General features: G+C 60.9%; 17 protein-coding genes and 1 pseudogene. 9 read left to right on the top strand and 9 right to left on the bottom strand.

Features of this window, described 5'->3' with window-relative positions; translation table 11 throughout:
* Window positions 1–59 precede the first annotated feature (59 nt).
* Window positions 60–653, top strand: a complete 594-nt coding sequence (locus AC3WP7_RS22070) for a TetR/AcrR family transcriptional regulator (RefSeq protein ID WP_102592970.1) — start codon at window positions 60–62, stop codon at window positions 651–653.
* Window positions 654–752: 99 nt separating this feature from the next.
* On the opposite strand, the gene AC3WP7_RS22065 is transcribed toward AC3WP7_RS22070, so the two are convergent.
* Window positions 753–1,418 carry a GNAT family N-acetyltransferase gene (locus tag AC3WP7_RS22065; RefSeq protein WP_071490574.1) on the bottom strand — a complete coding sequence of 222 codons (666 nt, stop codon included), beginning with the start codon at window positions 1,416–1,418 and terminating at the stop codon, window positions 753–755.
* A gap of 22 nt (window positions 1,419–1,440) precedes the next feature.
* Window positions 1,441–1,611: pseudogene (locus AC3WP7_RS22060) on the bottom strand (LysR family transcriptional regulator); the annotation flags it as partial.
* A 276-nt stretch (window positions 1,612–1,887) separates the two neighbouring features.
* Between AC3WP7_RS22060 and AC3WP7_RS22055 the strand changes: the two are divergent.
* A complete protein-coding gene (locus tag AC3WP7_RS22055; RefSeq protein WP_092249097.1) occupies window positions 1,888–2,739 on the top strand; it encodes a CAP domain-containing protein in 852 nt (283 codons plus the stop codon).
* Window positions 2,740–2,891: 152 nt separating this feature from the next.
* Window positions 2,892–5,072: a GAF domain-containing protein gene (locus tag AC3WP7_RS22050; RefSeq protein WP_102592971.1), complete on the top strand. Its 2,181-nt coding sequence runs from the start codon at window positions 2,892–2,894 to the stop codon at window positions 5,070–5,072.
* Between the two features lie 15 nt (window positions 5,073–5,087).
* On the opposite strand, the gene AC3WP7_RS22045 is transcribed toward AC3WP7_RS22050, so the two are convergent.
* From AC3WP7_RS22045 to AC3WP7_RS22030, 4 genes are all read right to left on the bottom strand, one after another.
* Complete coding sequence (locus AC3WP7_RS22045; protein ID WP_102592972.1) at window positions 5,088–6,215, bottom strand: GGDEF domain-containing protein; 1,128 nt, start codon at window positions 6,213–6,215, stop codon at window positions 5,088–5,090.
* A gap of 90 nt (window positions 6,216–6,305) precedes the next feature.
* The gene (gene glgB / locus AC3WP7_RS22040) at window positions 6,306–8,543 is read right to left on the bottom strand and encodes a 1,4-alpha-glucan branching protein GlgB (RefSeq protein WP_102592973.1); all 2,238 of its coding nucleotides are present in this window, start codon (window positions 8,541–8,543) and stop codon (window positions 6,306–6,308) included.
* Complete coding sequence (gene treS, locus AC3WP7_RS22035; protein ID WP_102592974.1) at window positions 8,540–11,902, bottom strand: maltose alpha-D-glucosyltransferase; 3,363 nt, start codon at window positions 11,900–11,902, stop codon at window positions 8,540–8,542. The genes glgB and treS overlap by 4 nt, the downstream gene beginning before the upstream one ends.
* Before the next feature lie 156 nt (window positions 11,903–12,058).
* The gene (locus AC3WP7_RS22030; RefSeq protein ID WP_092249086.1) at window positions 12,059–14,047 is read right to left on the bottom strand and encodes an alpha-1,4-glucan--maltose-1-phosphate maltosyltransferase; all 1,989 of its coding nucleotides are present in this window, start codon (window positions 14,045–14,047) and stop codon (window positions 12,059–12,061) included.
* 204 nt (window positions 14,048–14,251) lie between these two features.
* On the opposite strand from AC3WP7_RS22030, the gene AC3WP7_RS22025 reads away from it, so the two are divergent.
* Both AC3WP7_RS22025 and AC3WP7_RS22020 read left to right on the top strand, forming a co-directional pair.
* On the top strand, window positions 14,252–14,410 hold the full coding sequence (locus tag AC3WP7_RS22025) for a hypothetical protein (RefSeq protein ID WP_170856115.1): 159 nt from the start codon (window positions 14,252–14,254) through the stop codon (window positions 14,408–14,410).
* 151 nt (window positions 14,411–14,561) lie between these two features.
* Window positions 14,562–15,965 (top strand): M10 family metallopeptidase C-terminal domain-containing protein, encoded by a 1,404-nt coding sequence (locus AC3WP7_RS22020; RefSeq protein WP_269076711.1) that lies wholly within the window; start codon window positions 14,562–14,564, stop codon window positions 15,963–15,965.
* A 21-nt stretch (window positions 15,966–15,986) separates the two neighbouring features.
* On the opposite strand, the gene AC3WP7_RS22015 is transcribed toward AC3WP7_RS22020, so the two are convergent.
* The gene (locus tag AC3WP7_RS22015; protein ID WP_093127690.1) at window positions 15,987–16,475 is read right to left on the bottom strand and encodes an MgtC/SapB family protein; all 489 of its coding nucleotides are present in this window, start codon (window positions 16,473–16,475) and stop codon (window positions 15,987–15,989) included.
* Between the two features lie 121 nt (window positions 16,476–16,596).
* On the opposite strand from AC3WP7_RS22015, the gene AC3WP7_RS22010 reads away from it, so the two are divergent.
* The 4 genes from AC3WP7_RS22010 (at window position 16,597) to AC3WP7_RS21995 (ending at window position 20,419) form a co-directional block, all read left to right on the top strand.
* Window positions 16,597–16,836: a DUF3203 family protein gene (locus tag AC3WP7_RS22010; RefSeq protein ID WP_092249082.1), complete on the top strand. Its 240-nt coding sequence runs from the start codon at window positions 16,597–16,599 to the stop codon at window positions 16,834–16,836.
* Window positions 16,837–17,019: 183 nt separating this feature from the next.
* Complete coding sequence (ccoG, locus tag AC3WP7_RS22005) at window positions 17,020–18,429, top strand: cytochrome c oxidase accessory protein CcoG (RefSeq protein WP_092249080.1); 1,410 nt, start codon at window positions 17,020–17,022, stop codon at window positions 18,427–18,429.
* Between the two features lie 31 nt (window positions 18,430–18,460).
* Window positions 18,461–19,870: a GntR family transcriptional regulator MpaR gene (gene mapR, locus AC3WP7_RS22000; protein ID WP_071492582.1), complete on the top strand. Its 1,410-nt coding sequence runs from the start codon at window positions 18,461–18,463 to the stop codon at window positions 19,868–19,870.
* Between the two features lie 93 nt (window positions 19,871–19,963).
* The gene (locus AC3WP7_RS21995; RefSeq protein ID WP_256573002.1) at window positions 19,964–20,419 is read left to right on the top strand and encodes a hypothetical protein; all 456 of its coding nucleotides are present in this window, start codon (window positions 19,964–19,966) and stop codon (window positions 20,417–20,419) included.
* 9 nt (window positions 20,420–20,428) lie between these two features.
* Here AC3WP7_RS21995 and AC3WP7_RS21990 read toward each other — a convergent pair whose 3' ends face one another.
* Window positions 20,429–21,175, bottom strand: a complete 747-nt coding sequence (locus AC3WP7_RS21990) for an SDR family oxidoreductase (protein WP_092249074.1) — start codon at window positions 21,173–21,175, stop codon at window positions 20,429–20,431.
* 54 nt (window positions 21,176–21,229) lie between these two features.
* Window positions 21,230–23,326 carry a putative bifunctional diguanylate cyclase/phosphodiesterase gene (locus tag AC3WP7_RS21985; protein ID WP_102592975.1) on the bottom strand — a complete coding sequence of 699 codons (2,097 nt, stop codon included), beginning with the start codon at window positions 23,324–23,326 and terminating at the stop codon, window positions 21,230–21,232.
* Window positions 23,327–23,455 lie beyond the last annotated feature (129 nt).

Below are 23,455 nucleotides of genomic sequence, written 5' to 3'. Positions count from 1 at the left end.
CCCTTCAGGGTTAGGCTGGGCTTAAGTTACGATCAGTAAGTTACTTTTGGTATATAAGCATGTCAAGCCCCGCATCCCCTACCCCACGCCGTCGCCTGTCCCGTGAAGATCGCCTGCGCCAACTACTTGATGTGGCCTGGCAACTGGTGCGCGATGAAGGCACAGACGCCCTGACCCTTGGCCGCCTGGCGGAACTGGCGGGCGTCACCAAGCCGGTGGTTTACGACCATTTTGTCACCCGCGCCGGGTTGCTGACCGCGCTGTATGAAGACTTCGATGCGCGCCAGAACCAGGTGTTTGTCGACGCCATCGAAGCCAGCAGCGCTACGCTTGAGGATCGTGCCTGGGTGATCGCCGCGTCCTATGTGGACTGCGTGCTGTTGCAAGGTCGGGAAATTCCGGGGGTGATCGCCGCGCTCAGCAGCTCGCCGGAGCTGGAGACGCTCAAGCGCCAGTACGAGGCAATCTTTCTCGCTAAATGCCGCGATGCGCTGTCGCCCTTCGGCCGGATTTCCCAGCCGGGTCTAAGGGCAATGCTGGGGGCTGCGGAAGCGTTGTCCCAGGCAGCGGCCAGTGGTGAGATCAGCCGTGAAGAGGCGCAACAGGAGTTGCTGGCGACCATCCTGGCGATGGTCAATCGTGGGCGCGTCTAGAAAGTTTTGGGTGACGATGCAACAACCTACACGGCGGCGGCAACTGACAGCTCACATTGCCACATGGTAGTGAGCGGGCTTGCCACAAAAAAGATCCACTCAACGCCCGGCAACAAACAACTGCACCTTGCGCGCCAGTTGATCGAGGTGGCGGTCACGCTGCTTCTCCGCATCCACCATGGCGCGCTTGCCATGCTTTTGCAGCAGGTACGTATGAATCTGCCGCACCTCCAGCGAGCGGTAGATCGACGCCACATCCAGCACGCCCATCAGGCCATCGGTGCCGTAGTCCCGCGTGTTCATCAACACCTGGGTGCCGCGCGCACCACGCACTTGAAAGCCCATGCCCTCAAAGGCGGGCACCTTCTCCACCGAACAGGCCAATTCAGCATGGGGATAACGGCTCAACACGTCACGCATCATTGCGCGGGCCACACCCTGGCGCCGATAGCCGACCTGCACCGCCATGAACGCAACACCGCAGGCCTCTGGATCATCCTTCACGGGCAGGTACAGGCAAAAGCCAATCAGCTTGTCCCCGTCCATCGCCACCACCAACTCGACCGCAATGCCTTTGGCACCGTTGAGCGCTTCGAGGTACAGGTGCACTTCAAAGCCGGTGGCATATTGGTAGATGTTGTACAGCAGGTTGCTCGGCGGCAGCGCTACGCTGCTGATGTCAGTGAGGTTATCCACCACCAATTGCAGGATCTGGCTGTTGATCGGCTCGGGGCACGGTGTGGTGTAGCGGGTAAGGCTGTACATGCAAATTCCTGGGGGTTCAGCGTCAAGGCAGCGCTGATTGTACCTGTTCGGCGCATACCTCACGCAAACACCCGCGCGACCAACGGTGGGCAAGGTCGGCATCTTGCCGGGGATGCCAGAGCATCGCCACGGTAAAGCCCGGCAACGTCAGTGGCAGGGCAAAGCTGTACAGGCCTGCACGTTGACGGGTGGTGTGTTGATCGTCGGCACGTCCGTACTGGGTGCAGTGTTTGCCTGGGCCAGCCCGGACGTGACCCGCGCCCTGCCCCAATCCGTGGCCTATGGTCTGCATACAACGTTCAGCGTGGCGCTGGGTTTGACCCTGCTGGCCGGTGTGATGGCATGGCGCCGCTTCAGCGCTTGTAACAGCCTCCAGAACACCCATTGAGGCAAAAAAACAAAAAAGGCGTTGCGCCAGACCGGGTTACATCGCGCATCATGGGCACTTTCAAGCTCAAGGGTAACGTCCATGCGCGTTCTGTCATTGATGATGGGTCTCACGACGCTGGCCGCCAGTACGGTGTTCTGCGCCAGCGCGATGGCGAATGAAGAAAGTCAGTTGGTACAACAGATCAACCAATACCGCAGCCAGGTGCAACGTTGCGGCGACCAGGGTTCCCAGGAACTGCCACCGCTGGCCAGCGACACCCGGCTGGTGCTGCCGGCCACCAATGTGGGCGACTTGCAGCAAGCGCTGGCACGCGCCGCGTACCCGATGGTCAACGTGCAGGCCATCAGCCTGTCCGGGCCCAAGGATGCCCAGGCGGCCATGAAGGCCGTGCGCGAGAGCTTCTGCCGCGTGGTGCTGGACCCGCAATTCGTCGATATCGGCGTGAGCAACAGCGGCCAGGACTGGCGCATCGTGCTCGCCCGCCCGCTACTGACCAGTGGCCTGGGCGATTGGCAGACCGAAGGCAGGCAACTGCTCAACCTGATCAACGCCGCGCGATCGCAGCCAAGGCAATGCGGCCCCCAGGCGTTTACCGCCACCACGCCCTTGTCGTGGAATGACGACCTGGCCGGCGCCGCCAACAGCCACACGCGAAACATGGCCAACGGCAATTTCTTCGACCACCTCGACCACGACGGCCGTACCCCCGGCGACCGTGCGGAACTGGCCGGGTATATCGCGAAGAACATCGGCGAAAACATCGCCGCCGGCCTGGACACGCCGCGCAAGGTGGTCGACGGCTGGCTCGCCAGCCCGGGCCATTGCGCCAACCTGATGAACCCGCAGTTCCGCGAGCTGGGCGCGGCCTATGCGATGGACCCGAAGAGTGACGCGGGGATTTATTGGACGGCGGTTTTCGGCGCGCAATAAGCCGGTTTGCAGATCGCCACGCACGCAGAGTGCATCAAGTTGCTATCACCTCGATAATCCCGCTGAACTGCCAGCGGGGTTTCCGGTCTGTTGCTTGTCAGGCCCTCCCTTCAAGGCGTTACGCAGATCGCGGCAAACAAGGTGTTCTTGCAATGATGAATTGGCTGCAGAGTAGCAGCGACATGGCTGAGCGGGTTCGCCAGCATGATTGGGCGAATACGCCCCTGGGTCCGCTGGAACAGTGGCCGGATGTGCTCAAGACCACGGCCGCACTGTGCTTCGCCTCAAGCTTTCCCCAGGCCATCATCTGGGGACCGCAGTTGATCACGCTCTACAACGATGCGTTTATTCCGATCCTGGGCGATAAACCTGACGCATTGGGCCGCCCTTTCAGCGAAATCTGGCACGAAGTCTGGGACCAGATCAGCCCGATCGCCGACGCGGCATTCGAGGGGCACGCGACCTACATCGAGAATTTCCCCCTGGTCATTGAGCGTGGTGCGGGGCCGGAGCAGGCCTACTTCACGTTCTGCTACAGCCCGATCCGCGACCCCGATGGCAAGATCGTCGGCATGCTCGACACGGTCACCGAAACCACCACCACCGTATTTCTCACCCAGCGCCTGGCGGCCCTGGACACCATCGGCAATGCGGTCGCCACCGCCACCGATGCCGAACACATCATGGCCACCACCACGCGCCTGCTGGCGCAGCACATGCAGGTGTCCAACTGCGCGTATGCCGACATGGATGCCGACGAAGACGGCTTTACCATTCGCGGCAACTGGGCAGCGCCCGGCTCGCCGAGCATCGTGGGTCACTACAGCCTGGCCTCGTTCGGCGCAATGGCGGTACAGCGCCTGCGCGCCGGCGAACCGTTGGTGGTGCAGGACAATCGCATCGAGTTCGCCCCCGAGGACGCCGCGAGCTATCAGGCACTGGGCGCGTTGGCCACTGTGTGTTTCCCATTGATCAAGCACGGCCGCCTCACCGCCTTGATGGCCGTGCATGACAAAAAGGCCCGGGTCTGGTCGCCCTATGACCTGGCGCTGGTAGGAGAAGTCACCGAGCGCTCCTGGGCCCATATCGAGCGCGTACGCGCCGACGTCGCCGTACGCGAAGGCCTGGCAGCCTTCACCGAGCTGAACGCCTCGCTGGAACAACGGGTACAGGAACGCACCGCTGCCCTCACCCAGGCCGAGGCCGCACTGCGCCAGTCACAGAAACTCGAAGCCATCGGCCAATTGACCGGCGGCGTGGCCCACGACTTCAACAACCTGCTGACCATCATTCGCTCCTCGGTGGACTTCCTGCGTCAGCCGGGGTTGTCCGAAGAACGGCGCCAACGCTACATGGGCGCGGTGTCCGATACCGTAGAGCGGGCCAGCAAACTCACCAGTCAACTGCTCGCCTTCGCCCGCCGCCAACCGCTGAACCCGGAAGTCTTCGATGCGGGCCAACGGGTCAAGAACATCGGCGAGATGCTCGAAAGCGTCACCGGCGCACGCATCCACGTGCAAGTAGAACTGCCTGATGCCCCTTGCCATGTGCGCGTCGACTCCAGCCAGTTCGAAACTGCGCTGATCAATATCGCACTCAATGCCCGGGATGCCATGGACGGCCAGGGCACGCTGGTCCTGCGTGTCGCCACGGTGGATGCAATGCCGCGTATTCGCGGCGACGCAGCGGTGCACGAAGGGTTTGTGAGCGTTTCCCTGACCGACACCGGCAGCGGTATTGCGGGAGACACCTTCGAGCACATTTTCGAGCCGTTTTTCACCACCAAGGCCGTGGGCAAAGGCACTGGCCTGGGCTTGTCCCAGGTATTCGGGTTTGCCAAGCAGTCCGGCGGCAACGTCGATGTGTCCAGCCGCGTGGGCCAGGGCACTGTGTTTACCTTGTATCTGCCGGAAGTGGCCCCACCCGCGATGCCTCTCGCGCAGCGCCCAGAGGAGCTTGCACCGGTCCACACTGCGACGCCGCGCCATATCCTCATCGTAGAGGACAACCTGGAAGTGGGTCGCTTCGCCAACCAGATCCTCCAGGACCTGGGCTACCGCACCACCTGGGCCACCGATGCCGAACAGGCGCTCGCCCTGGCCGGTGCCGATGCCCTGGGGTTCGATGGGGTGTTCTCGGATGTGGTGATGCCCGGCATGACCGGTGTGGCCATGGCCAAGGTGCTGCGCCAGCGACGCCCGGACTTGCCGGTGGTGCTTACCTCCGGCTACAGCGAAGAACTGGCCGACAGTGGCTACGAAGGGTTCGAGTTCCTGGCCAAGCCCTACTCCGCAGACCAGGTGGCCCGGGCATTGGCCAAGGCGATACCCTAGGCGAGACCTGAAACCTTAATCTGCCACGGCCACTTGATTACGACCCAGGGCTTTCGCCCGGTACAGCGCCTTGTCGGCCGTATTCATCAGGCCGTGCAGGTCTTGATCCTGGGCATGGGTGGAGGCAACACCGAGGCTGGCGGTCAAGCCATGCACCGGCGCGGAAGACAGGCTTGAGATCGCCTCGATCAACTGCTCGGCGATAGCCCGTGCGGTTTCCAGCGAAGTGTTGGGCAGCAACACTGCGAACTCTTCACCCCCCAGGCGCCCGTACACATCGGCCTGGCGGAACGAAGCGCTGATCACTCCGCCAATCTGGCGCAACACCTGGTCACCGGCCTGGTGGCCGTAGGTGTCGTTGATTTCCTTGAAGTGGTCCATGTCCATCATCAGCGCACAAAGCGGCTGACGATTGTGCCGGCATTGTTCATACAACACCTGGGCATGCTCGAAGAAGGCGCGGCGATTCATCAGGCCGGTGAGTTCATCGGTCTGGGCGGCGCGGGTGGAGATGTTGTGGGCACGTTCCATTTGCCGGGTCAGGCGAAAGGCCTTTTCCAGGGCATCGGACAGCTTGCGCGTGGCACTCACCACAAAGGTGGAAAACACCAATACCGCGATGGCCACGCCGACTTGCATCGGCGAAGGCTGGAACAGCAGCCAGAGGGTGCACGGGAACAAAACCAGGCCCATGGACCCCAGCGTCATATAGCGGTACGCCGAATAGCAAGACACTGCGCTCACCGACATGCCCACGGTAAACAGCATCACCAGGGCCTGGGACAGTCGGTCATCGGTGGGCATCACCGCCAGCGCGCCGAAGCCCCAGATGCCGGCCGACAGCATCAGCGTGATCCAGTAGCGGCGCTCCCAGCGATCCGGGGTGCGCTCGGCGTTGGGGCAGCGAAACCACTCCATGAACATCTTGAGCCGCAGTAACGTCGAGGCTGCCAACATGACTAACCAAACCACGATGATCTGGTGGTCGAACCGGTCCCAGCAGAGCCAGCAGAGCATCATGGCGCCCAGGTAGCTGCCGAAGATGGCGGCAAACGACTGTCGGAACAGCTGGTGCAAACGATCAGTACGCACCTGCTCTTCTATAAAGCAATCCTGGTCCTGCCCACGCCCAAGGCCATTCATGAAATTCGCTCGATTCAGCCGCTACGACAAAGGCGCCATTGTGGCACCCTGCCAGTAGCGTGGACAACAGAATCCAGCACGGTAGAGCCTTTAAAGCGATTCCGGACGCAGAATCAGCACACCCAGGGGCGGCAAATTCAAAGACAGTGACACCGCTTGCCCATGACGGGGCTCTTCCTGGGTAAATACCTCGCCCCCGTTACCGTAATTGGAACCTGCGTACATATCGGCGTCACTGTTGATCACTTCGCTCCAGCGTCCAGCAAAAGGAACACCGACGGCGTAACCCTCACGCGGCACCGGGGTGAAATTGGCCACCACCAGCACCGGCTTACCCTCCTTGCTCCAGCGCAGCCAGGCATAGACGCTGTTGATCGCGTCATCGCCGATCAGCCACTGGAAGCCCTGGGGCGCATCGTCCTGTTCATGCAAGGCCGGCTCTTCGCGGTATAGACGGTTCAAGTCGCCGACCAGCTTTTGCACGCCTTTGTGTTCGGCATACTGCAGCAAGTACCAGTCCAATTGCTGATCGTGGTTCCACTCGCGCCATTGGCCGAACTCGCAGCCCATGAACAGCAGTTTCTTGCCAGGGTGCATCCACATGAACGCGAGGTAGGCACGCAGGTTGGCGAATTTCTGCCAGCGGTCGCCTGGCATCTTGTCGATCAGCGAGTGCTTGCCGTGTACCACCTCATCGTGGGAGATCGGCAGGATGAACCGCTCGGACCAGGCATACACCAGGCCGAAACTCAGTTCGTTGTGATGGTGGGCACGGTACACCGGGTCCTGCTGGATGTAATGCAGGGAGTCATGCATCCAGCCCATGTTCCATTTGTAGTTGAAGCCCAACCCGCCCTGTTGGGTCGGCTGGCTCACGCCCGGCCAGGCGGTGGACTCCTCGGCAATCACCAGCGCACCCGGCGCTTCCTGGGCCACCACGTCGTTCAGATGGCGCAGGAAGTCGATAGCTTCAAGGTTCTCGCGGCCGCCATGGCGGTTCGGCACCCATTCGCCGGCCTTGCGCGAATAGTCGCGGTAGAGCATGGACGCCACGGCATCCACGCGCAGCCCGTCGATGTGGAAGTGTTTGAGCCAGTGCAGCGCCGAAGCCAGCATGAAGCCGTGTACCTCGGTGCGGCCCAGGTTGTAGATCAGTGTGTCCCAATCCTGGTGGAAGCCTTCCAGCGGGTTGGCATATTCGTACAGCGCAGTGCCGTCGAATTGCGCGAGGCCGTGGGTATCGGTGGGAAAATGCGCCGGCACCCAGTCAAGGATCACGCCGATATCGGCCTGGTGCAGCGCATCGACGAAGTAGGCGAAATCCTGCGGCGAGCCGAACCGCGCCGTCGGCGCAAATTGCGACAGCGCCTGGTAGCCCCAGGAGCCGCCGAACGGGTGCTCCATGATCGGCATCAGCTCGACGTGGGTGAAGCCCAATTGCTGCACGTAGGGAATCAGGCGCTCGGCCAGTTCACGCCAGTTATATTGGCGGGCCACTTCGCCTGCCTCATCCAACTCGCACTGCCAGGAGCCGACGTGCAGCTCATAGATCGACAGCGGTGCCGTGGTCTTTTGCTTGTCGACCCGCGATTGCATCCAGGCCTGGTCCTGCCAGTCCACTTGCAACGGTTCGGCCACCTTGGAGGCTGTGTCGGGCGGCAACTGGGTGGCCAGCGCCACCGGATCGGCCTTGAGCGGCAGGATCCCATGGGCACCTAGAATCTCGTACTTGTAGGCCGCCCCCGGTTGCAGGCGAGGGATAAAGATCTCCCACACCCCGGAAGGATGGCGCAAGCGCATCGGATGGCGACGACCGTCCCAGATATTGAAGTCGCCCACCACCGACACCCGCCGCGCATTCGGTGCCCACACGGCAAAGCGCACGCCCGCCACGCCGTCGACGCTGGTCACCTGGGCGCCCAGGCAACTGCCGAGGTCGCGGTGATTGCCTTCGGCAAACAGGTAAAGGTCCATTTCACCCAGCAGCAGTTGCTGGAAGCTGTACGGGTCTTCGGTGATCTGTTCGCCACCGGCCCACTGGATTTTCAACAGGTACGGCTGACGGGTCTTGAACTGGCCGACAAACAGGCCCGGCACCTGGCTCGCGTCCAGGCTGCCCAGCTGCTCGCCGCCATCACGTGCCAGCACTTGCACACTCAAGGCCTCGGGCAGGAATGCGCGGATAAACTGGCCGCCGTGTTCATCATCGTGCGGCCCCAGCACCGAGAACGGGTCGTGGTGTTCGGCGCGGACCAGCGCTTCGACGTCCCTGGACGCCGGCAATGCAGTCAGTTTCGGTTGCAGCGGTTCTTTATGTGTAAAACTCATGACGTCTCCCCACCGCGTGCAGTGTTCGATATAGGTGCTTCCTTTATAGAAGCAATCCCGCTCAGTAAACCGTGCAACCCTTGCAGGGGCACCGGCAACCAGGTCGGGCGGTTTTCCGCTTCGTAGGCCACTTCGTACGCGGCCTTCTCCAGGCTGAACAACGTCAGCGCGGCGTCCTGGCCTCTGGCATCCTGCCAGTCATGCGCCAGTGTAGCCGTCGCCGCCTGATAAGCCCGGATAAAGGCCTGCCGTGCTTCCTTGAGGTAACGTTCCGTTACGCGTCTGCGCGCCTGGTCCGCCTCGGGCGAGTGATCCACCCCTTGAACATTCAGGGCCATCGCCGCCGCATAGTCGAATGAGCGCAATACGCCGCTCACATCTTTATAGGGGCTGTGCTTGCCACGTCGCTCATGCAATGGCCGCGCCGGCTCCCCTTCGAAGTCGATCAGGTAAGCATCGCCCTTCACCACCAGCACTTGACCCAGGTGCAAGTCACCATGCACGCGAATGCGCAACCCGCCCGCCGTGGCTTTCGCCAAAGCCTGCACATGGCTGGCGATGGCTTTTTTCTGCGCCAGCAAATCACTGACCAGCGCTTGATCCGCCGGGTTCAACTGGCTTTGATGAAGTTTGAGCAAGTGCAGCGCACGCTCCAGTTGTGCGCCGACGTCCTTGGCCCAGGCCTGGGTGTCCTTGGCCGTGGTGATTTCGGGTTTAAAGGCCTTGTCGGTGGTTTTTGCACCGAGCACCTGGTGCATTTGGCCCAGGCGCTGGCCGAGCAGCCCGGCAAAATCCGCCAGCTCGCCCAGGGCGTTGTAGTGTTGTTTCTGCTCGGAAATGGCCTCGGCCAGTTCGTCGCGGATCGCCCGCTCCAGGTTGTTCTGGGTCCAGCTCCAGGCATCGCCCTGGTTGCTCAGGTAGCCCTGGGCAATCATCAGCAGGTTGTCCTGGCCCTCGGCGTCGTGGCGCACCATCGATCCCAGCAGTGGCGAAATATTGGGGTAGCCCGCGGCCGTCAGATAGGCACTCATCTCCAGTTCCGGGTGCACGCCGGAGGCGACTTTGCGGATCAGCTTGAGCACCAGGCTCTCACCGACCACCACCGAGCTGTTGGATTGCTCGGCCGACAAGTAACGCACCTCGGACTCATCCGTCAGTTGCAACCTGTCCAAGTGCGGTGTGGCCGCAAAGCGCAGCTCACCGTCACTGGTCTCCAGCACGGTGCCCGCCTGCAAGCCCTGGATCACCGCACGAATAAAGTGTTCAAGGCTGAAGGCATCGGTCACCAACCCGACCTGGCGCACCCGACGTACACGGGCCAGCGCCAATTGTTGGGGCAAGGCGCTGGTGAACTGGTCTTCACCGAGGAATCCGAACGGTAGCTGGTAGCGGCTGACCTGGCCTGCGGCCGTCACTTCGACCTCGCTGAGCAACACCGGATGCTGCGGGTCGCCAAAACGCGCACCGTAGGCAATGCGCACGCTGTCGATGGCCGTGTCCTTGCCAGCAAACCAGCGGCGCTTGGGCAACCACGCCGGCAGAGCGGTCTGTTCCAGGGACGCTCGGCAAGGTTCTTCAAGCAGTTCTTCCATGCGTTTTTTCAATACCAGTGTGGTGAAGTCGGGCATGCTCTGGGCCGGTTCCACATGCCAGCTGGGCATCTGGTTTTCCGGCGCCAGCACAAACCAATAGAAGCCGTAGGGCGCCAGGGTCAGCAGGAAATTCAGCTGGCCGATGGGCGGGAAGGCATTACCGCCGAGCATTTCCACCGGCACCATGCCGGCAAACGCCGACAGGTCCAGCTCTGCCGCCTGGGCACTGCGCGACACGTTGGCCACGCACAAAATGATCTCGTTGCGCCCGTCCTCCCCGGTGAATTCGCGGGTATAGGCCAGGATGCGCCGGTTGCTCGGCGAGAGCATTTTCAGGCTGCCCCGGCCAAAGGCCTTGGACTGCTTGCGCACCGCCAACATGCGCCGGGTCCAGTTCAGCAGCGAATGCGGGTCCTGGGCCTGGGTCTCCACATTGACCGACTGATAGCCATATTGCGGGTCCATGATCGGCGGCAGTACCAGGCTGGCCGGGTCGGCGCGGGAGAAACCGCCGTTGCGGTCGATGGACCACTGCATCGGCGTGCGCACCCCATCGCGGTCACCCAGGTAGATGTTATCGCCCATGCCGATTTCATCGCCGTAGTACAAGGTCGGCGTGCCCGGCATCGACAGCAACAGACTGTTGAGCAACTCGACACGGCGCCGATCGCGCTCCATCAACGGTGCCAGGCGCCGGCGAATGCCCAGGTTGATCCGCGCACGCCGGTCGGCGGCGTAGTAGTTCCACAGGTAGTCGCGCTCTTTGTCGGTGACCATTTCCAGGGTCAGCTCATCATGGTTGCGCAGGAAGATCGCCCACTGGCAATTGGCGGGGATTTCCGGAGTCTGGCGCAGGATATCGGTGATCGGGAAGCGATCTTCCTGGGCCAGGGCCATGTACATGCGCGGCATCAGCGGAAAATGGAAGGCCATGTGGCATTCGTCGCCGTCGTCGCCCTTTTTGTCACCGAAGTAGAGTTGCGTGTCTTCCGGCCACTGGTTGGCTTCGGCCAGCAGCATGCGGTCGGGGTAGTGGGCGTCGATCTCGGCGCGGATCTGCTTGAGCACGTCGTGAGTCTCAGGCAGGTTTTCGTTGTTGGTCCCATCGCGTTCGATCAAATAGGGGATCGCGTCCAGGCGCAGGCCGTCGATGCCCATGTCCAGCCAGTAACGCATCACCGACAGCACGGCTTTCATGACCTGCGGGTTGTCGAAGTTGAGGTCGGGCTGGTGCGAGTAGAAACGGTGCCAGAAGTATTGGCCGGCGACCGGGTCCCAGGTCCAGTTGGATTTTTCGGTGTCGAGGAAGATGATGCGCGTGCCGTCGTATTTCTGGTCGTCATCCGACCACACGTAGAAGTCCCGCGCCGCCGAACCGGGCTTGGCCTTGCGTGCGCGCTGGAACCAGGGGTGCTGGTCGGAGGTGTGGTTGATCACCAGCTCGGTGATCACCCGCAGACCGCGCTTGTGCGCCTCGGCGATAAAGCGCTTGGCGTCGGCCATGGTGCCGTAGTCACTGTGTACGCCTCGGTATTCTGCGATGTCGTAGCCATCGTCGCGGCGTGGCGACGGGTAGAACGGCAGCAGCCAGATAGTGTTGACGCCGAGGTCGGCGATGTAATCGAGCTTGGCGATCAGGCCGGGAAAGTCGCCGATACCGTCATTGTTGGAGTCGAAATAGGATTTGACGTGAACCTGGTAGATCACCGCGTCCTTGTACCAGAGCGGGTCTTTGATGAAGGTGGCAGCGGTGGGTTTCTTCGCCATTGGAAGCTCCTGAAATACTTGAACCACTCGGTCAATGTGGGAGAGGCGGTGCGAAGATTCGACCTGCACCCGATGAAGGTGTGTCAGTTGATGAAGCGGTGGCTGACACACTGCTATCGGAGGCGAGCCCCCTCCCACATTTGTCCCGCGCAGGGTTTAAGAGGTGGTGATACGCCAGATCCCGAACGGCATCTGCGGCTCCAGCCGTGTCCACTGGTGCTTGCCATACCAGGTCCAGCGGTGGCCATTCATCAAGTCTTCGCCCTGGGTCTGGGCATCGTCCGGCAACCCCAACTCCCACAGCGGCAACTCGAAATTGGCCTCCTGGGCGTTGTAAGGGTCCAGGTTGACCGCCACCAGAATGAAGTTGCTGCCATCCTCGCTGCGCTTGCCGAAATACAGGATGTTGTCGTTCCAGGCGTTGTAGAGCTTCAGCCCCAAATGCGTTTGCAGTGCCGGGTTCTGCCGACGAATGCGGTTGAGCTGGGCGATCTCGGCGATGATGTTGCCGGGGGCGGTGAAATCCCGAGGGCGGATTTCGTATTTCTCCGAATCCAGGTATTCCTCTTTGCCGGGCACCGGGGCCGCTTCACACAACTCGAAACCCGAATACATGCCCCACAGGCCCGAGCCCATGGTTGCCAGCGCGGCGCGGATCAAAAAGCCCGGGCGTCCTGACTCATGCAGGAAGCCAGGGTTGATGTCCGGCGTGTTGACGAAGAAATTCGGCCGATAGCACTCACGCCATGGCGATTCATTCAACTGCGTCAGGTATTCGCTCAATTCGGCCTTGGTATTGCGCCAGGTGAAGTAGGTATAGCTCTGGGAGTAGCCGACCTTGCCCAGGCGCGCCATCATCGCCGGCGTGGTGAACGCCTCGGCGAGGAAGATCACCTCCGGGTACCTGGACCGTACGTCGCTGATCAACCATTGCCAGAACGGCAGCGGCTTGGTGTGGGGGTTGTCGACGCGAAAAGTCTTCACACCCTCTTCCACCCAGCCCACCACGATATCGCGCAGCTCGGTCCACAGGCCTGGGATGGCATCCGCCGCATAGAAGTCGACGTTGACGATGTCCTGATACTTTTTCGGCGGGTTTTCCGCGTACTTGATCGTGCCGTCCGGGCGCCAGTTGAACCAGCCCGGATGCTCTTTGAGCCATGGGTGGTCCTGGGAACACTGGATGGCGAAGTCCAGGGCGATTTCCAGGCCGTGTTCGGCGGCGGCCTGGACCAGGCGGCGGAAGTCGTCGCGGCTGCCCAGTTGCGGGTGGATGGCTTCGTGGCCGCCCTCTTCGCTGCCGATTGCATACGGGCTGCCCGGATCATCGGGACCGGCGGTCAGCGAGTTGTTCTTGCCTTTGCGGTGGCTGCGCCCGATGGGGTGGATAGGCGGGAAATAGAGCACGTCGAAGCCCATGTCATGGATCATCGACAGGCGCGAATGCACGTCATTGAACGTGCCGTGCCGTGCGGGATCGTCAGTGATCGAGCGCGGGAACAGCTCGTACCAACTGGCGAACAGTGCCGCCTCACGTTCCACATCGATCGGGTAAACCGTGCTGATGCTCAGGTAGGCACGGTGATCAGCCTGTGTCATCAAATGTGCACTGTCTTCGTGCAGGAACTGCGCAACCTGCTCGGTTTCCAGCAGGCCGGAGAGCTCATGATGCAGCAGCATCAGGCGGTCGCGAAGTTCATTGTCACTGCGTTCGGCGGCCTGCAGCACCAGGCTGCGGCCTTCCTGCAACTCCAGGCTGACCGGCACGCCGGCCTCGTGCTTCTTGCGCAGCTCGTAACAGAAGCTGGCGAAGGTATCGATCCAGGCTTCGATGCAGTATTCGTGGGGGCCTTGCTGGGTCACGGTAAACGCGCCTTCCCAGCCGTTGTTGCCCACGTCGGTCATGACCACGCTGTGCCAGCTTTCGTCCTGCAGCGGGCGCCAGCGGATCAGCACGGCGAGCTTGTCATGGCCGTCGGCAAACACTTTGCTGGTGACGTTGACCCGCTGGCCGACCACGGCCTTGACGGCAAATTCGCCGCCGTCGATCACGGGGGTGGTGCTTTCGATCGCGATCCGGGGCAGCAACAGCGCCTGGGACAGCGGCAATATGGAGGTGTCTGGAACCTGTGTTTCAGCAGTCATCGAGCATCTTCCCCTTACGCCCTGTGGACGCTCTTTGCTTGATCCGAAATTGCGATACGGCTGAGCTCTCCCTGAGCAGCTCCGTATAGGTCCGAGCCTGCACGCTGGTTAAAAGTTCAGGTGGATGTGCTGCCATTGGGCGGGGAATCAATTCGCCCTGACAGCTGTCCACCGATAGAGCAAAGCACAAAGGAGGCCACACCGATGAATATCCCGATCCCGGCTGAAACCCCGGACCCGAATATCGACAACCCCACCCTGCCACCCACCGAACCGGAACCGATTCCGGAAAAGGAACCGCCGGAGCATCAGCCACCGCCCGTCGAGGAACCCCCCACGACAATGCCACCGGTGATCGTGTAATCAAGCATGTGCAGTGCGCAAATGCACTGCACAGCCACATCGCCCTACAGAAATGTCGGTAAACATCTCTCACGACTTTCGGAAAGTGCTTAGTACGCAGCCTATTCAACGCGAGCAAACTCTGGGCTCACGATTTTGAATAGGAACCCCCATGCCGATCAGCGCCATTTCCCCCCACGGTAGTGCCACCTACCAACAGGTCGACGACTTCAAGCACCGCGATGACCGCGGTGGGCATATTGAAAAAAATGGCCTGAAGTCAAAAACCTCGCAGGAAGCTATCCCGCGCTTGATAAGTCCGCATTTAGGTTGGCGTGACAAGAACGGTGATGGTGTCACGGTTGTCACCTACTCGTTCATACCCGGCTCCGATAAACCTAAAAAAGAGTACGGCCGCTACCAGGGCGTGAATGATGTGTCCGAAGCAAATAAGGCTAAAACCCGCGACGCACTCAACCAGTGGGCAGATGTGACGAACGTCAAGTTTGTCGAAGGACCAAGAAATGAGCAAAGCGAAGGCCATATCGAGTTCGGAAACTTTAAGACCATGCGCAACCCGAGAGGTGAACACGCGCCCTTCAACCCCCACGCCATTCAGCCGAAAAAAGAAAAGCAAAGCGCACAGGTCTGGACCACAGAAAAGGAAAGTTCAGGCCCGGGCGGCATGACGACGTTGGTGCATGAAGCCGGCCACACGCTTGGCTTGACCCACCCGGGACGCAACTACGGAAAAAAATATGAACAGAACAAACTTGGCTATTTGGAGGACTCCCGTAAACACACCATCATGAGCAAATATGAACATGGAAGCCCTACACCTATGCCCTTGATGGATGACATCACCGCGATTCAAAGCCGATACGGCGCTAACCATGAAACGCGCAAGGGAGACACTGTCTACGGCTTCAACTCGAACGCCGACCGTGACGTCCTGAAGCTCAAGTCCGACAAGGATGAACTCAGGGGTACCATCTGGGATGGCGGCGGCAACGACACGCTGGATCTTTCCGGTTACAAAAAGGACCAGAAGATCAGCCTGATGCCGGGCACCTTCACCAATGCCAATGGCCGTGACAGGAACCTTTCTATCGCCAATGGCGTCATCATCGAAAACGCCAAAGGCGGCAAGGGCGACGATTTGATCGTGGGTAACGACGCCAATAACATCCTGGAAGGCGGTGACGGTAACGACGTTATTCATGGCGGCAGAGGCTGGGACAAGCTGTGGGGCGGGAAAGGCGCGGATACCTTTGTCTACGGCAGTCCGACTGATTCGAGCATGTTCAACGGCGTCGATACCATCATGGATTTCGAAAGCGGCAAGGACAAGATTGATGTGTCGGGTATACGCACAGTAACCGGTGGCAAGCCGGTACGCTTGAACGAGTCCGTCCTCGAGCAGGGGATGGGACACGGGCTGATAGCTGGCGAAGGCGCCATTTACTATGACCCAAAAGAAAACGTCAGCACGCTGATGATAAATTACGGGGCAGGACACGCGACCTTTGAAGTGGAAGTACGAGGCCAACTACAACCAAGCGATGTGGTGCTATGAGGCTGGCCGCCCAGCATAGGCCTACTTCTCCAACATACGCACAAGCCTGGGCATCACGCTGAACACCGCCAAGGCCAGCAATGTACTGAGTACCGCTGTCGATTCCCGGCCCAACCCGGCCGAGACCCCAATCGCAGCGGTCATCCACAGGCCGGCGGCGGTGGTCAGGCCTTTGACATGCCCTTCTTCATCGTCCTTGCCCTTGATGATGGTCCCCGCGCCCAGGAAACCGATCCCGGCAATTACACCCTGGACCACCCTGCTCATTGCATCCGCCTGGTTGCCGGACATCTGCGGCACCATCACAAATAACGCGGCACCCAGCGCCACCAGCATGTGGGTGCGCACCCCGGCGGCCTTGCCCTTGCTCTCGCGCTCAAAGCCGAGGATGCCGCCCAGGACCGCCGCGATCAGCAGGCGCACGGTGATCTGGGTGAGTTGCCTGGCGTCGCCGATATCAGCGAATTCAGCCTGCAGGGTTTGCCACACTTCATGCCACCAGGCGTCCATGGATGCCGTCCTTTATCGTTGTTGGTAAAGGATGGACAGCGGCGACCGCCAGTCAGTTGCCTGGAACCCCTGCACATTGCCTACCCCTAACCTTGCATAGCCCATGAGAAAGGAGATCGGCATGCCCATTCGTATCGACAACCAACTGTGCTACTTCATGCTCGACGACAACCGCCAGGAACAGAGCGTGCCAGCGACGCGGGTCACTGTCCTGACCGACACCGAAAAATCCATGTCCTACGTGGAATTGGCCGCCGAGCGGATCTATATCACTGAAGCCGAGGCCGACGCGCTGACGGTCGCCGGAGCCCACGATGGACGCCAGCATGTGAAGGCCGAAGAGCCTGGTTCGCTGATTTGATTGATCTGTATCAATACACCCGTCATAGCGCTGCACCCTAGGCGATACGGGGTGCAGCGCATTGTCGCAGCACACCTCGCGCAGCCTATCTGATCCGCTTTTTATCACGCTACCTGAGTCTGTTATGCAAACAGCCCCCCGCGCATAGTTCATTGGCCTGATGGAGGCTGATGAGCGAACGACATGAGCGAAAGAATCCCCACCGTGGAAACCTTTGAGCCCATACACCCGAAGAAGGTGAAGGCCAAATCCAGCGACAATCTGATTCATACCCGCAGTTTCACCGGCCTGTTCCGCACCTTGCGCGTAGGCGGTGCAGGCTTTCTGTTCCTGGCGTTTTTCGGCACCGTGTGGCTGAACTGGGGTGGCCGGCAAGCCGTACTGTGGGACCTGGCTGAAAGCAAATTCCACATCTTCGGGGCGACCTTCTGGCCCCAGGATTTCATCCTGCTATCGGCCTTGCTGATCATCTGCGCCTTCGGCCTGTTTGCGATCACCGTGTTCGCTGGCCGTGTGTGGTGCGGCTACACCTGCCCGCAGAGTTCATTCACCTGGCTGTTCATGTGGTGTGAAAAGGTCACCGAAGGTGAACGCAACCAGCGCATCAAGCTGCATGCCGGGCCCTGGAGCCTGGACAAACTGGCGCGGCGCTCGGCCAAGCACGCCTTGTGGCTGGGCATCAGTGTGCTGACCGGGCTGACCTTTGTCGGCTATTTCACGCCGATCCGCCCCCTGGCCAGCGAACTGCTGACCTGGCAGATGGGCGGCGTCAGCCTGTTCTGGGTGCTGTTCTTTACCGGTGCCACCTACATCAACGCCGGCTGGTTGCGCGAAGCAGTGTGCATGCACATGTGCCCGTATGCGCGGTTCCAGAGCGTGATGTTCGACAAGGACACCCTGACCATTTCCTACGACGTGGCTCGCGGCGAACGCCGTGGCCCGCGCAAACGTGAAGTGAAACCCGCCGACGTCGGCCTGGGCGATTGCATCGACTGCCAACTGTGCGTGCAGGTTTGCCCTACCGGTATCGACATCCGCGATGGCTTGCAAATGGAGTGCATCGGTTGTGCAGCGTGCATCGACGCCTGCGATTCGATCATGGACAAAATGGGTTACGCGCGCGGCCTGGTGAGCTATACCAGCGAACATCAACTGCAAGGCGGCAAAACCCACCTGCTGCGCCCGCGCCTGATCGGCTACAGTGCGGTGCTGCTGGTGATGATCGCAGCCCTGGTGGTGGCCTTGGTGGAACGACCCATGGTCTCGCTGGACGTGACCAAGGACCGTGGCATGTTCCGCGAGAACGCCCAGGGCCAGATTGAAAACATCTACAGTCTCAAGGTGATCAACAAGACCCAGCAGCGCCAGGATTACCGCCTGGAATTGGTGGACGCCGACGGCTTCCAATTGCAGGGCAAGACCGAGATCAGCCTGGCACCGGGGGAAATCATCGATGTGCCGGTGTCGGTGGCATTGCTGGCGGACAAACCGACGAGCAGCTCGCAGACCTTGCGCTTCAAAGTCTCGGATGTGGATGAGCCGTGGATCCATAGCGCTGCCGACAGCCGCTTTGTGGCGCCGCTGAACCGCTGAAAAATACCTGTAAAAAGCTAATTGAGCCCCCATGAAACGCTACGAAAAATTCGCCGACGACATCGCAGAACTGATCCGCTCCGGCGTGCTCGGCCCCGGCCAGCGGGTACCTTCGGTACGCTACGCCAGCCAGACGTACGGCGTCAGCCCGTCGACAGTGTTCCAGGCCTACTACCTGCTGGAACGCCGTGGCCTGATCCGGGCACGGCCGCGTTCCGGCTACTTCGTCAACACCCACGCACCCAGCCCGTTTTCCGAGCCGGTGGTGAGCGAGCAGGTGCATGAGTCCACCGAAGTGGATGTGAGCGAACTGGTGTTCTCGGTGCTCGACTCGATCAAGGACCCCAACACCGTGCCCTTCGGCTCGGCGTTCCCCAGCCCGATGCTGTTCCCGTTGCCGCGCCTGGCCCGGTCCCTGGCCAGCGCCAGCCGCGAAATGGACCCGCGCCTGGTGGTCACCGACATGTCGCCGGGCAACCCGCAACTGCGTCGGCAAATCGCCCTGCGCTACATGGTCGGTGGCCTGATGCTGCCCATGGAGGAACTGCTGATCACCAATGGCGCCTTGGAAGCCCTCAACCTGTGCCTGCAAGCCGTCACCGAACCGGGTGACCTGGTGGCCATCGAAGCGCCGGCGTTCTATGCGTGCCTGCAAGTGTTGGAGCGTTTGAAACTCAAGGCGGTGGAAATCCCCGTGCACCCGCGCGACGGCATCGACCTCAACGCCCTGGCGCAATCCCTGCAGCGCTACCCGATCAAGGCTTGCTGGACCATGACCAGCTTCCAGAACCCCATGGGCGCGACGCTGCCGGAAGCCAAGAAGCAGGCCCTGGTGGAACTGCTGCGCGAGCATCAGGTGCCGCTGATCGAAGACGATGTGTATGCCGAATTGTATTATGGCCAGCAGGCACCCAAGCCGGCCAAGGCCTTCGACACCGAAGGTTTGGTGATGCATTGCGGCTCCTTCGCCAAAAGCCTGGCCCCCGGCTATCGCGTGGGCTGGGTCGCGGCCGGGCGTTTTGCGCAGAAGGTCGAACGTTTGAAACTGATGACGTCGCTATGCCCCTCAATGCCGGCCCAGGCCGCAATTGCCGATTACCTGCAACATGGCGGCTACGACCGGCACCTGCGCAAATTGCGCTATGCCCTGGAAGAACAGCAAAGCGCCATGCTGGCCGCCATCGCGCGCTACTTTCCGGCACAGACGCGGGTCAGCCAACCGGCCGGCGGGTACTTCCTGTGGTTGGAACTGCCGGAGCAGACGGACTCGCTGAAGCTGTTCCAGATGGCCCTGGCGCAGGGCATCAGCATTGCGCCGGGGCCGATCTTCTCGGCGACCCAGCGCTTTCGCAACTGCATTCGCCTGAACTATGGCAGCCCGTGGACCGAGGCGTCGGAAAAGGCGATGGAGACGTTGGGGCGGATTGTGCGGTCGTTTTGAACGGGAACCCGATAAAACAAGGAACCACATAAAGAAGCGCAAGTTTCTCACAAGGGAGAATGCGTTTACCCCATTTTGACCCGGAACTTTCCCATGAGCATGTCCGACAAGCCACTGCCGATCCCCCCCCATTACATGCGTGCAGTAGAACAGCAACAAATACGCGAGATGACAGGCCCGACGGGGCGTCCTGCCGGCGATCACCGTTCTGCAGACAGGATTATCGAACAGAGCCCTGTACTTAAGAATTTTTTGGACAATCGCGACAATTACCACTTGATTGATGACCTGAAACGCCAGGTGGGTGACTTCACCGAAGCCAACCCGCACCCGGAAGCCAGGGCCAATGCGCTCTACTATCTGGACCAAGTGTTGCGGTTTCTCGATAACCTGGACGATCGCTATCTAAACGGTAGCCATAGCCGCAATGGACAGATCGATGGTTTCAACAGCGATGGCTACAGCACCGTTTACAATTCGGAAGCCAGCCTGCTCCAGGCGTTTTCATTAAAGGGCTATGACGCACTGCGCCATTTGCGGACCCGATAGCACCGCCGTCTAACGGCCACCGCCCAAATCAAGGAACGTCCCGGTGGCATACGAAGCCTTATCCGACAGCAGCCAGATAATCGCTTCCGCCACCTCATCCGGGCGCCCGCCACGGGCCATGGGGATACCGGATTCGAGTTTGCTGACCCGGTCCGGGTCGCCGCTCAGGGCATGGAAGTCGGTGTAGATATAGCCAGGACGCACCGCGTTGACGCGAATGCCCTCACCCGCCACTTCCTTTGACAGACCAATGGTGAAGGAGTCGAGCGCGCCCTTTGACGCAGCGTAATCGACATACTCGCCGGGCGACCCCAGGCGCGCCGCCACCGACGACACGTTGACAATGCTGCCGCCCTGCCCGCCATGCTTGGGCGACATGCGCAGCACCGCGTGCTTGGCACACAGGATCGGCCCCAGCACATTGGTCTTCATGATTTTCAGGATACGGAACTCGGACATCTCATCCACACGGGATTTGTGCCCCACGGTACCGGCGTTGTTGACCAGTGCGGTGACGCGGCCCAGTTCGGTGTCGACGCGATGAAACAGTGCAATCACTTCATCTTCAATGCTCACGTCGGCGCGCACGGTAATCGCCTGGGCGCCCAGGGCGCGGACTTGTTCGAGCACACGGTGGGCAGCCTCTTCGTCAGACTGATAGTTGATGCAGATGCGATAACCCTGGCGAGCGGCCAGCAACGCCGTCTCGGCGCCGATCCCACGGCTGCCCCCGGTGATGATGACGACTTTGTCCATGCGTGCGGTCTCCTGATTCAACCTGATGTTTAGGGCTGGATCCAAGAATACCCGTCATGCACGGCTTTTGTCAGGCGCCAAGGTGTCTTCGGCACGCTGGATGTCGACCATGAACCCTTCCGCCGGCAACGGATGGCCCAGCAGATAACCTTGCAGGGAGTTACACCCCAGGCGCGTGAGAAAGGTCTGTTGCACATCGGTTTCCACCCCTTCGGCAACAATACGCAGGCCCAGGGCCTGGCCGAGGGCGACAATGGCCGAGACGATGGCGGCATCATCGCTGTCGTGCTCCAGGTCGCGTACAAACCCACGGTCGATCTTCAACTCGTTGGCCGGCAGGCGCTTGAGGTACATCAGGCTGGAATAACCCGTGCCGAAGTCATCGATGGAAAGATCGACGCCCATGTCCGACAACTGCTGCAACACCGTCATGCTCGCATCGGCGTCGCTCATGGCGGTGGTCTCGGTGATTTCCAGGGTCAGGCTGTTGGCTGGCAAGCGATGACGCTCAAGGGCTTGAGCCACGCTCTTGACCAGCCCGGCGTGGCAGAACTGCAGCGCCGACAGGTTCACGGCGATACGCCAATCTTCGTAGCCCTGGGCGTACCACAGGCTCATTTGGCGACAGGCTTCATCGAGTACCCATTCGCCGATGGGGATGATCAACCCGGTCTTTTCCGCCAATTCGATAAACGTCGCCGGCAACAACAGGCCCTGTTGTGGATGCTCCCAGCGCAACAGCGCTTCGGCCCCCACCGCAATGCCACTGGCCGCATCGTACTTGGGCTGGTAGTACAAGCGAAATTGTTGCTGTTCCACCGCATTGCGCAGGTCCTGCAACAACTGCAATTGCTTGCGCGCGTTGGTGTTCATCGACGCATCAAAGAAGCTGTAGCCGTTCTTGCCCATGCCCTTGGCGTGGTACATCGCGGCGTCGGCGTTCATCAGCAATTCCTGGGGGTTATTGCCGTTGCCCGGGAACACGGCGATGCCCACGCTGGCGGAGATCTTCAACTCATGTTCGGCCACCTGGAAGGCGCGGTTGATCAGCACCACCTGGCGCTCGGCCAGGCCGAGGGCATCGTCCGGCTGGGTCAGTTGCACCAGCAATACGAACTCATCGCCGCCGATGCGCGCCAGGGTGTCGTGACTGCGCAAGTCTTCGCGCAGGCGCTGGCCGACTTCGCGCAGCAACTGGTCGCCCATATGGTGGCCAAAAGCATCGTTGACCGGCTTGAAGCCGTCCAGGTCGATAAACATCAGCGCAAAACAGCCGCCCTGCTCTTTTACCGCCTGCATGGCTTGCTGGATGCGGTCGGCGAGCAAGGTGCGGTTGGGCAGGCCGGTGAGCATGTCGTGCAGGGCCAGGTGGGTCAGTTCCTGGTTGGCCTGGCTCAGGGAGTCGGCGAGAACCGCTGTGCGCGCTTCCAGGCGTGCGTCGAGCAACGACGTCAGCAAAGCGATGGCCAGCACCGCCAGGGTGGTAACCAGCACCAGGTTATCCAGGCCCTTGCCGCTCAAACCGTTCAGTGCCGCGCCGCAGAAGCTCTCATCGGCAAAGCGTGCGGCTGCCATGCCGGTGTAATGCATACCGACGATGGCAAAACCCATCACCACCGCCGCCCCACCCCGGGCCAGGCGCACATACGGCGTATTGCGGCGCAGATTATGGGCGATCCACAACGCTGCACCGGAGGCCACCACCGCGATCAATAACGAAGCGCCAAACAGCGTCGGGTCGTAATCGATGCCCGGCGTCATGCGCATCGCCGCCATGCCGGTGTAGTGCATGCTGGCAATGCCGGTGCCCATGATCAGCGCCCCCAACCCCAGCTGCCAGGCCGGCAGGCGCGGTTGGCTGACCAGCCACAAGGCAAAGCCGCTGGACAGCACCGCAATCAGCAACGACAGCGCGGTAATCCCCAGGTCGAAGCCCAGGGCAAACGGCAAGCGCAAAGCCAGCATGCCGATGAAGTGCATGGACCACACCCCCACCCCCATCGCCATGGATCCGCCAGTGATCCATAAGTAAACGGCGCGCCCCTTGGCGGTGGCGATGCGGCCAGAAAGGTCCAGCGCGGTGTAAGAAGCGAGGATCGCAACGAACAGTGAGATCACGACCAGCGAGGGCGAGTAACTACCGATGAGCATGGGACTTCTCGTGCACAGCGAGCCCGAAAGGCTCGTGCGAAATGGCAAAGCGGGCGATTGTAGCGAGAATAATTCTTGAGTACTTGATTAATTATCAGAGCGCCATTAGTGGCATTTTGACGCCAATCG

It is taken from the genome of Pseudomonas sp. FW305-3-2-15-C-LB1, from assembly GCF_058787615.1.
This window is presented reverse-complemented; position numbering and strand designations above follow the sequence as displayed.

What these genes read in the sequence shown, in the direction of transcription:
- AC3WP7_RS22070 (WP_102592970.1), top strand. Translation starts at nt 60, where the DNA reads ATGTCAAGCCCCGCATCCCCTACCCCACGCCGTCGCCTGTCCCGTGAA.
- AC3WP7_RS22065 (WP_071490574.1), bottom strand. Translation starts at nt 1,418, where the DNA reads ATGTACAGCCTTACCCGCTACACCACACCGTGCCCCGAGCCGATCAAC.
- AC3WP7_RS22055 (WP_092249097.1), top strand. Translation starts at nt 1,888, where the DNA reads ATGCGCGTTCTGTCATTGATGATGGGTCTCACGACGCTGGCCGCCAGT.
- AC3WP7_RS22050 (WP_102592971.1), top strand. Translation starts at nt 2,892, where the DNA reads ATGATGAATTGGCTGCAGAGTAGCAGCGACATGGCTGAGCGGGTTCGC.
- AC3WP7_RS22045 (WP_102592972.1), bottom strand. Translation starts at nt 6,215, where the DNA reads ATGAATGGCCTTGGGCGTGGGCAGGACCAGGATTGCTTTATAGAAGAG.
- glgB (WP_102592973.1), bottom strand. Translation starts at nt 8,543, where the DNA reads ATGAGTTTTACACATAAAGAACCGCTGCAACCGAAACTGACTGCATTG.
- treS (WP_102592974.1), bottom strand. Translation starts at nt 11,902, where the DNA reads ATGGCGAAGAAACCCACCGCTGCCACCTTCATCAAAGACCCGCTCTGG.
- AC3WP7_RS22030 (WP_092249086.1), bottom strand. Translation starts at nt 14,047, where the DNA reads ATGACTGCTGAAACACAGGTTCCAGACACCTCCATATTGCCGCTGTCC.
- AC3WP7_RS22025 (WP_170856115.1), top strand. Translation starts at nt 14,252, where the DNA reads ATGAATATCCCGATCCCGGCTGAAACCCCGGACCCGAATATCGACAAC.
- AC3WP7_RS22020 (WP_269076711.1), top strand. Translation starts at nt 14,562, where the DNA reads ATGCCGATCAGCGCCATTTCCCCCCACGGTAGTGCCACCTACCAACAG.
- AC3WP7_RS22015 (WP_093127690.1), bottom strand. Translation starts at nt 16,475, where the DNA reads ATGGACGCCTGGTGGCATGAAGTGTGGCAAACCCTGCAGGCTGAATTC.
- AC3WP7_RS22010 (WP_092249082.1), top strand. Translation starts at nt 16,597, where the DNA reads ATGCCCATTCGTATCGACAACCAACTGTGCTACTTCATGCTCGACGAC.
- ccoG (WP_092249080.1), top strand. Translation starts at nt 17,020, where the DNA reads ATGAGCGAAAGAATCCCCACCGTGGAAACCTTTGAGCCCATACACCCG.
- mapR (WP_071492582.1), top strand. Translation starts at nt 18,461, where the DNA reads ATGAAACGCTACGAAAAATTCGCCGACGACATCGCAGAACTGATCCGC.
- AC3WP7_RS21995 (WP_256573002.1), top strand. Translation starts at nt 19,964, where the DNA reads ATGAGCATGTCCGACAAGCCACTGCCGATCCCCCCCCATTACATGCGT.
- AC3WP7_RS21990 (WP_092249074.1), bottom strand. Translation starts at nt 21,175, where the DNA reads ATGGACAAAGTCGTCATCATCACCGGGGGCAGCCGTGGGATCGGCGCC.
- AC3WP7_RS21985 (WP_102592975.1), bottom strand. Translation starts at nt 23,326, where the DNA reads ATGCTCATCGGTAGTTACTCGCCCTCGCTGGTCGTGATCTCACTGTTC.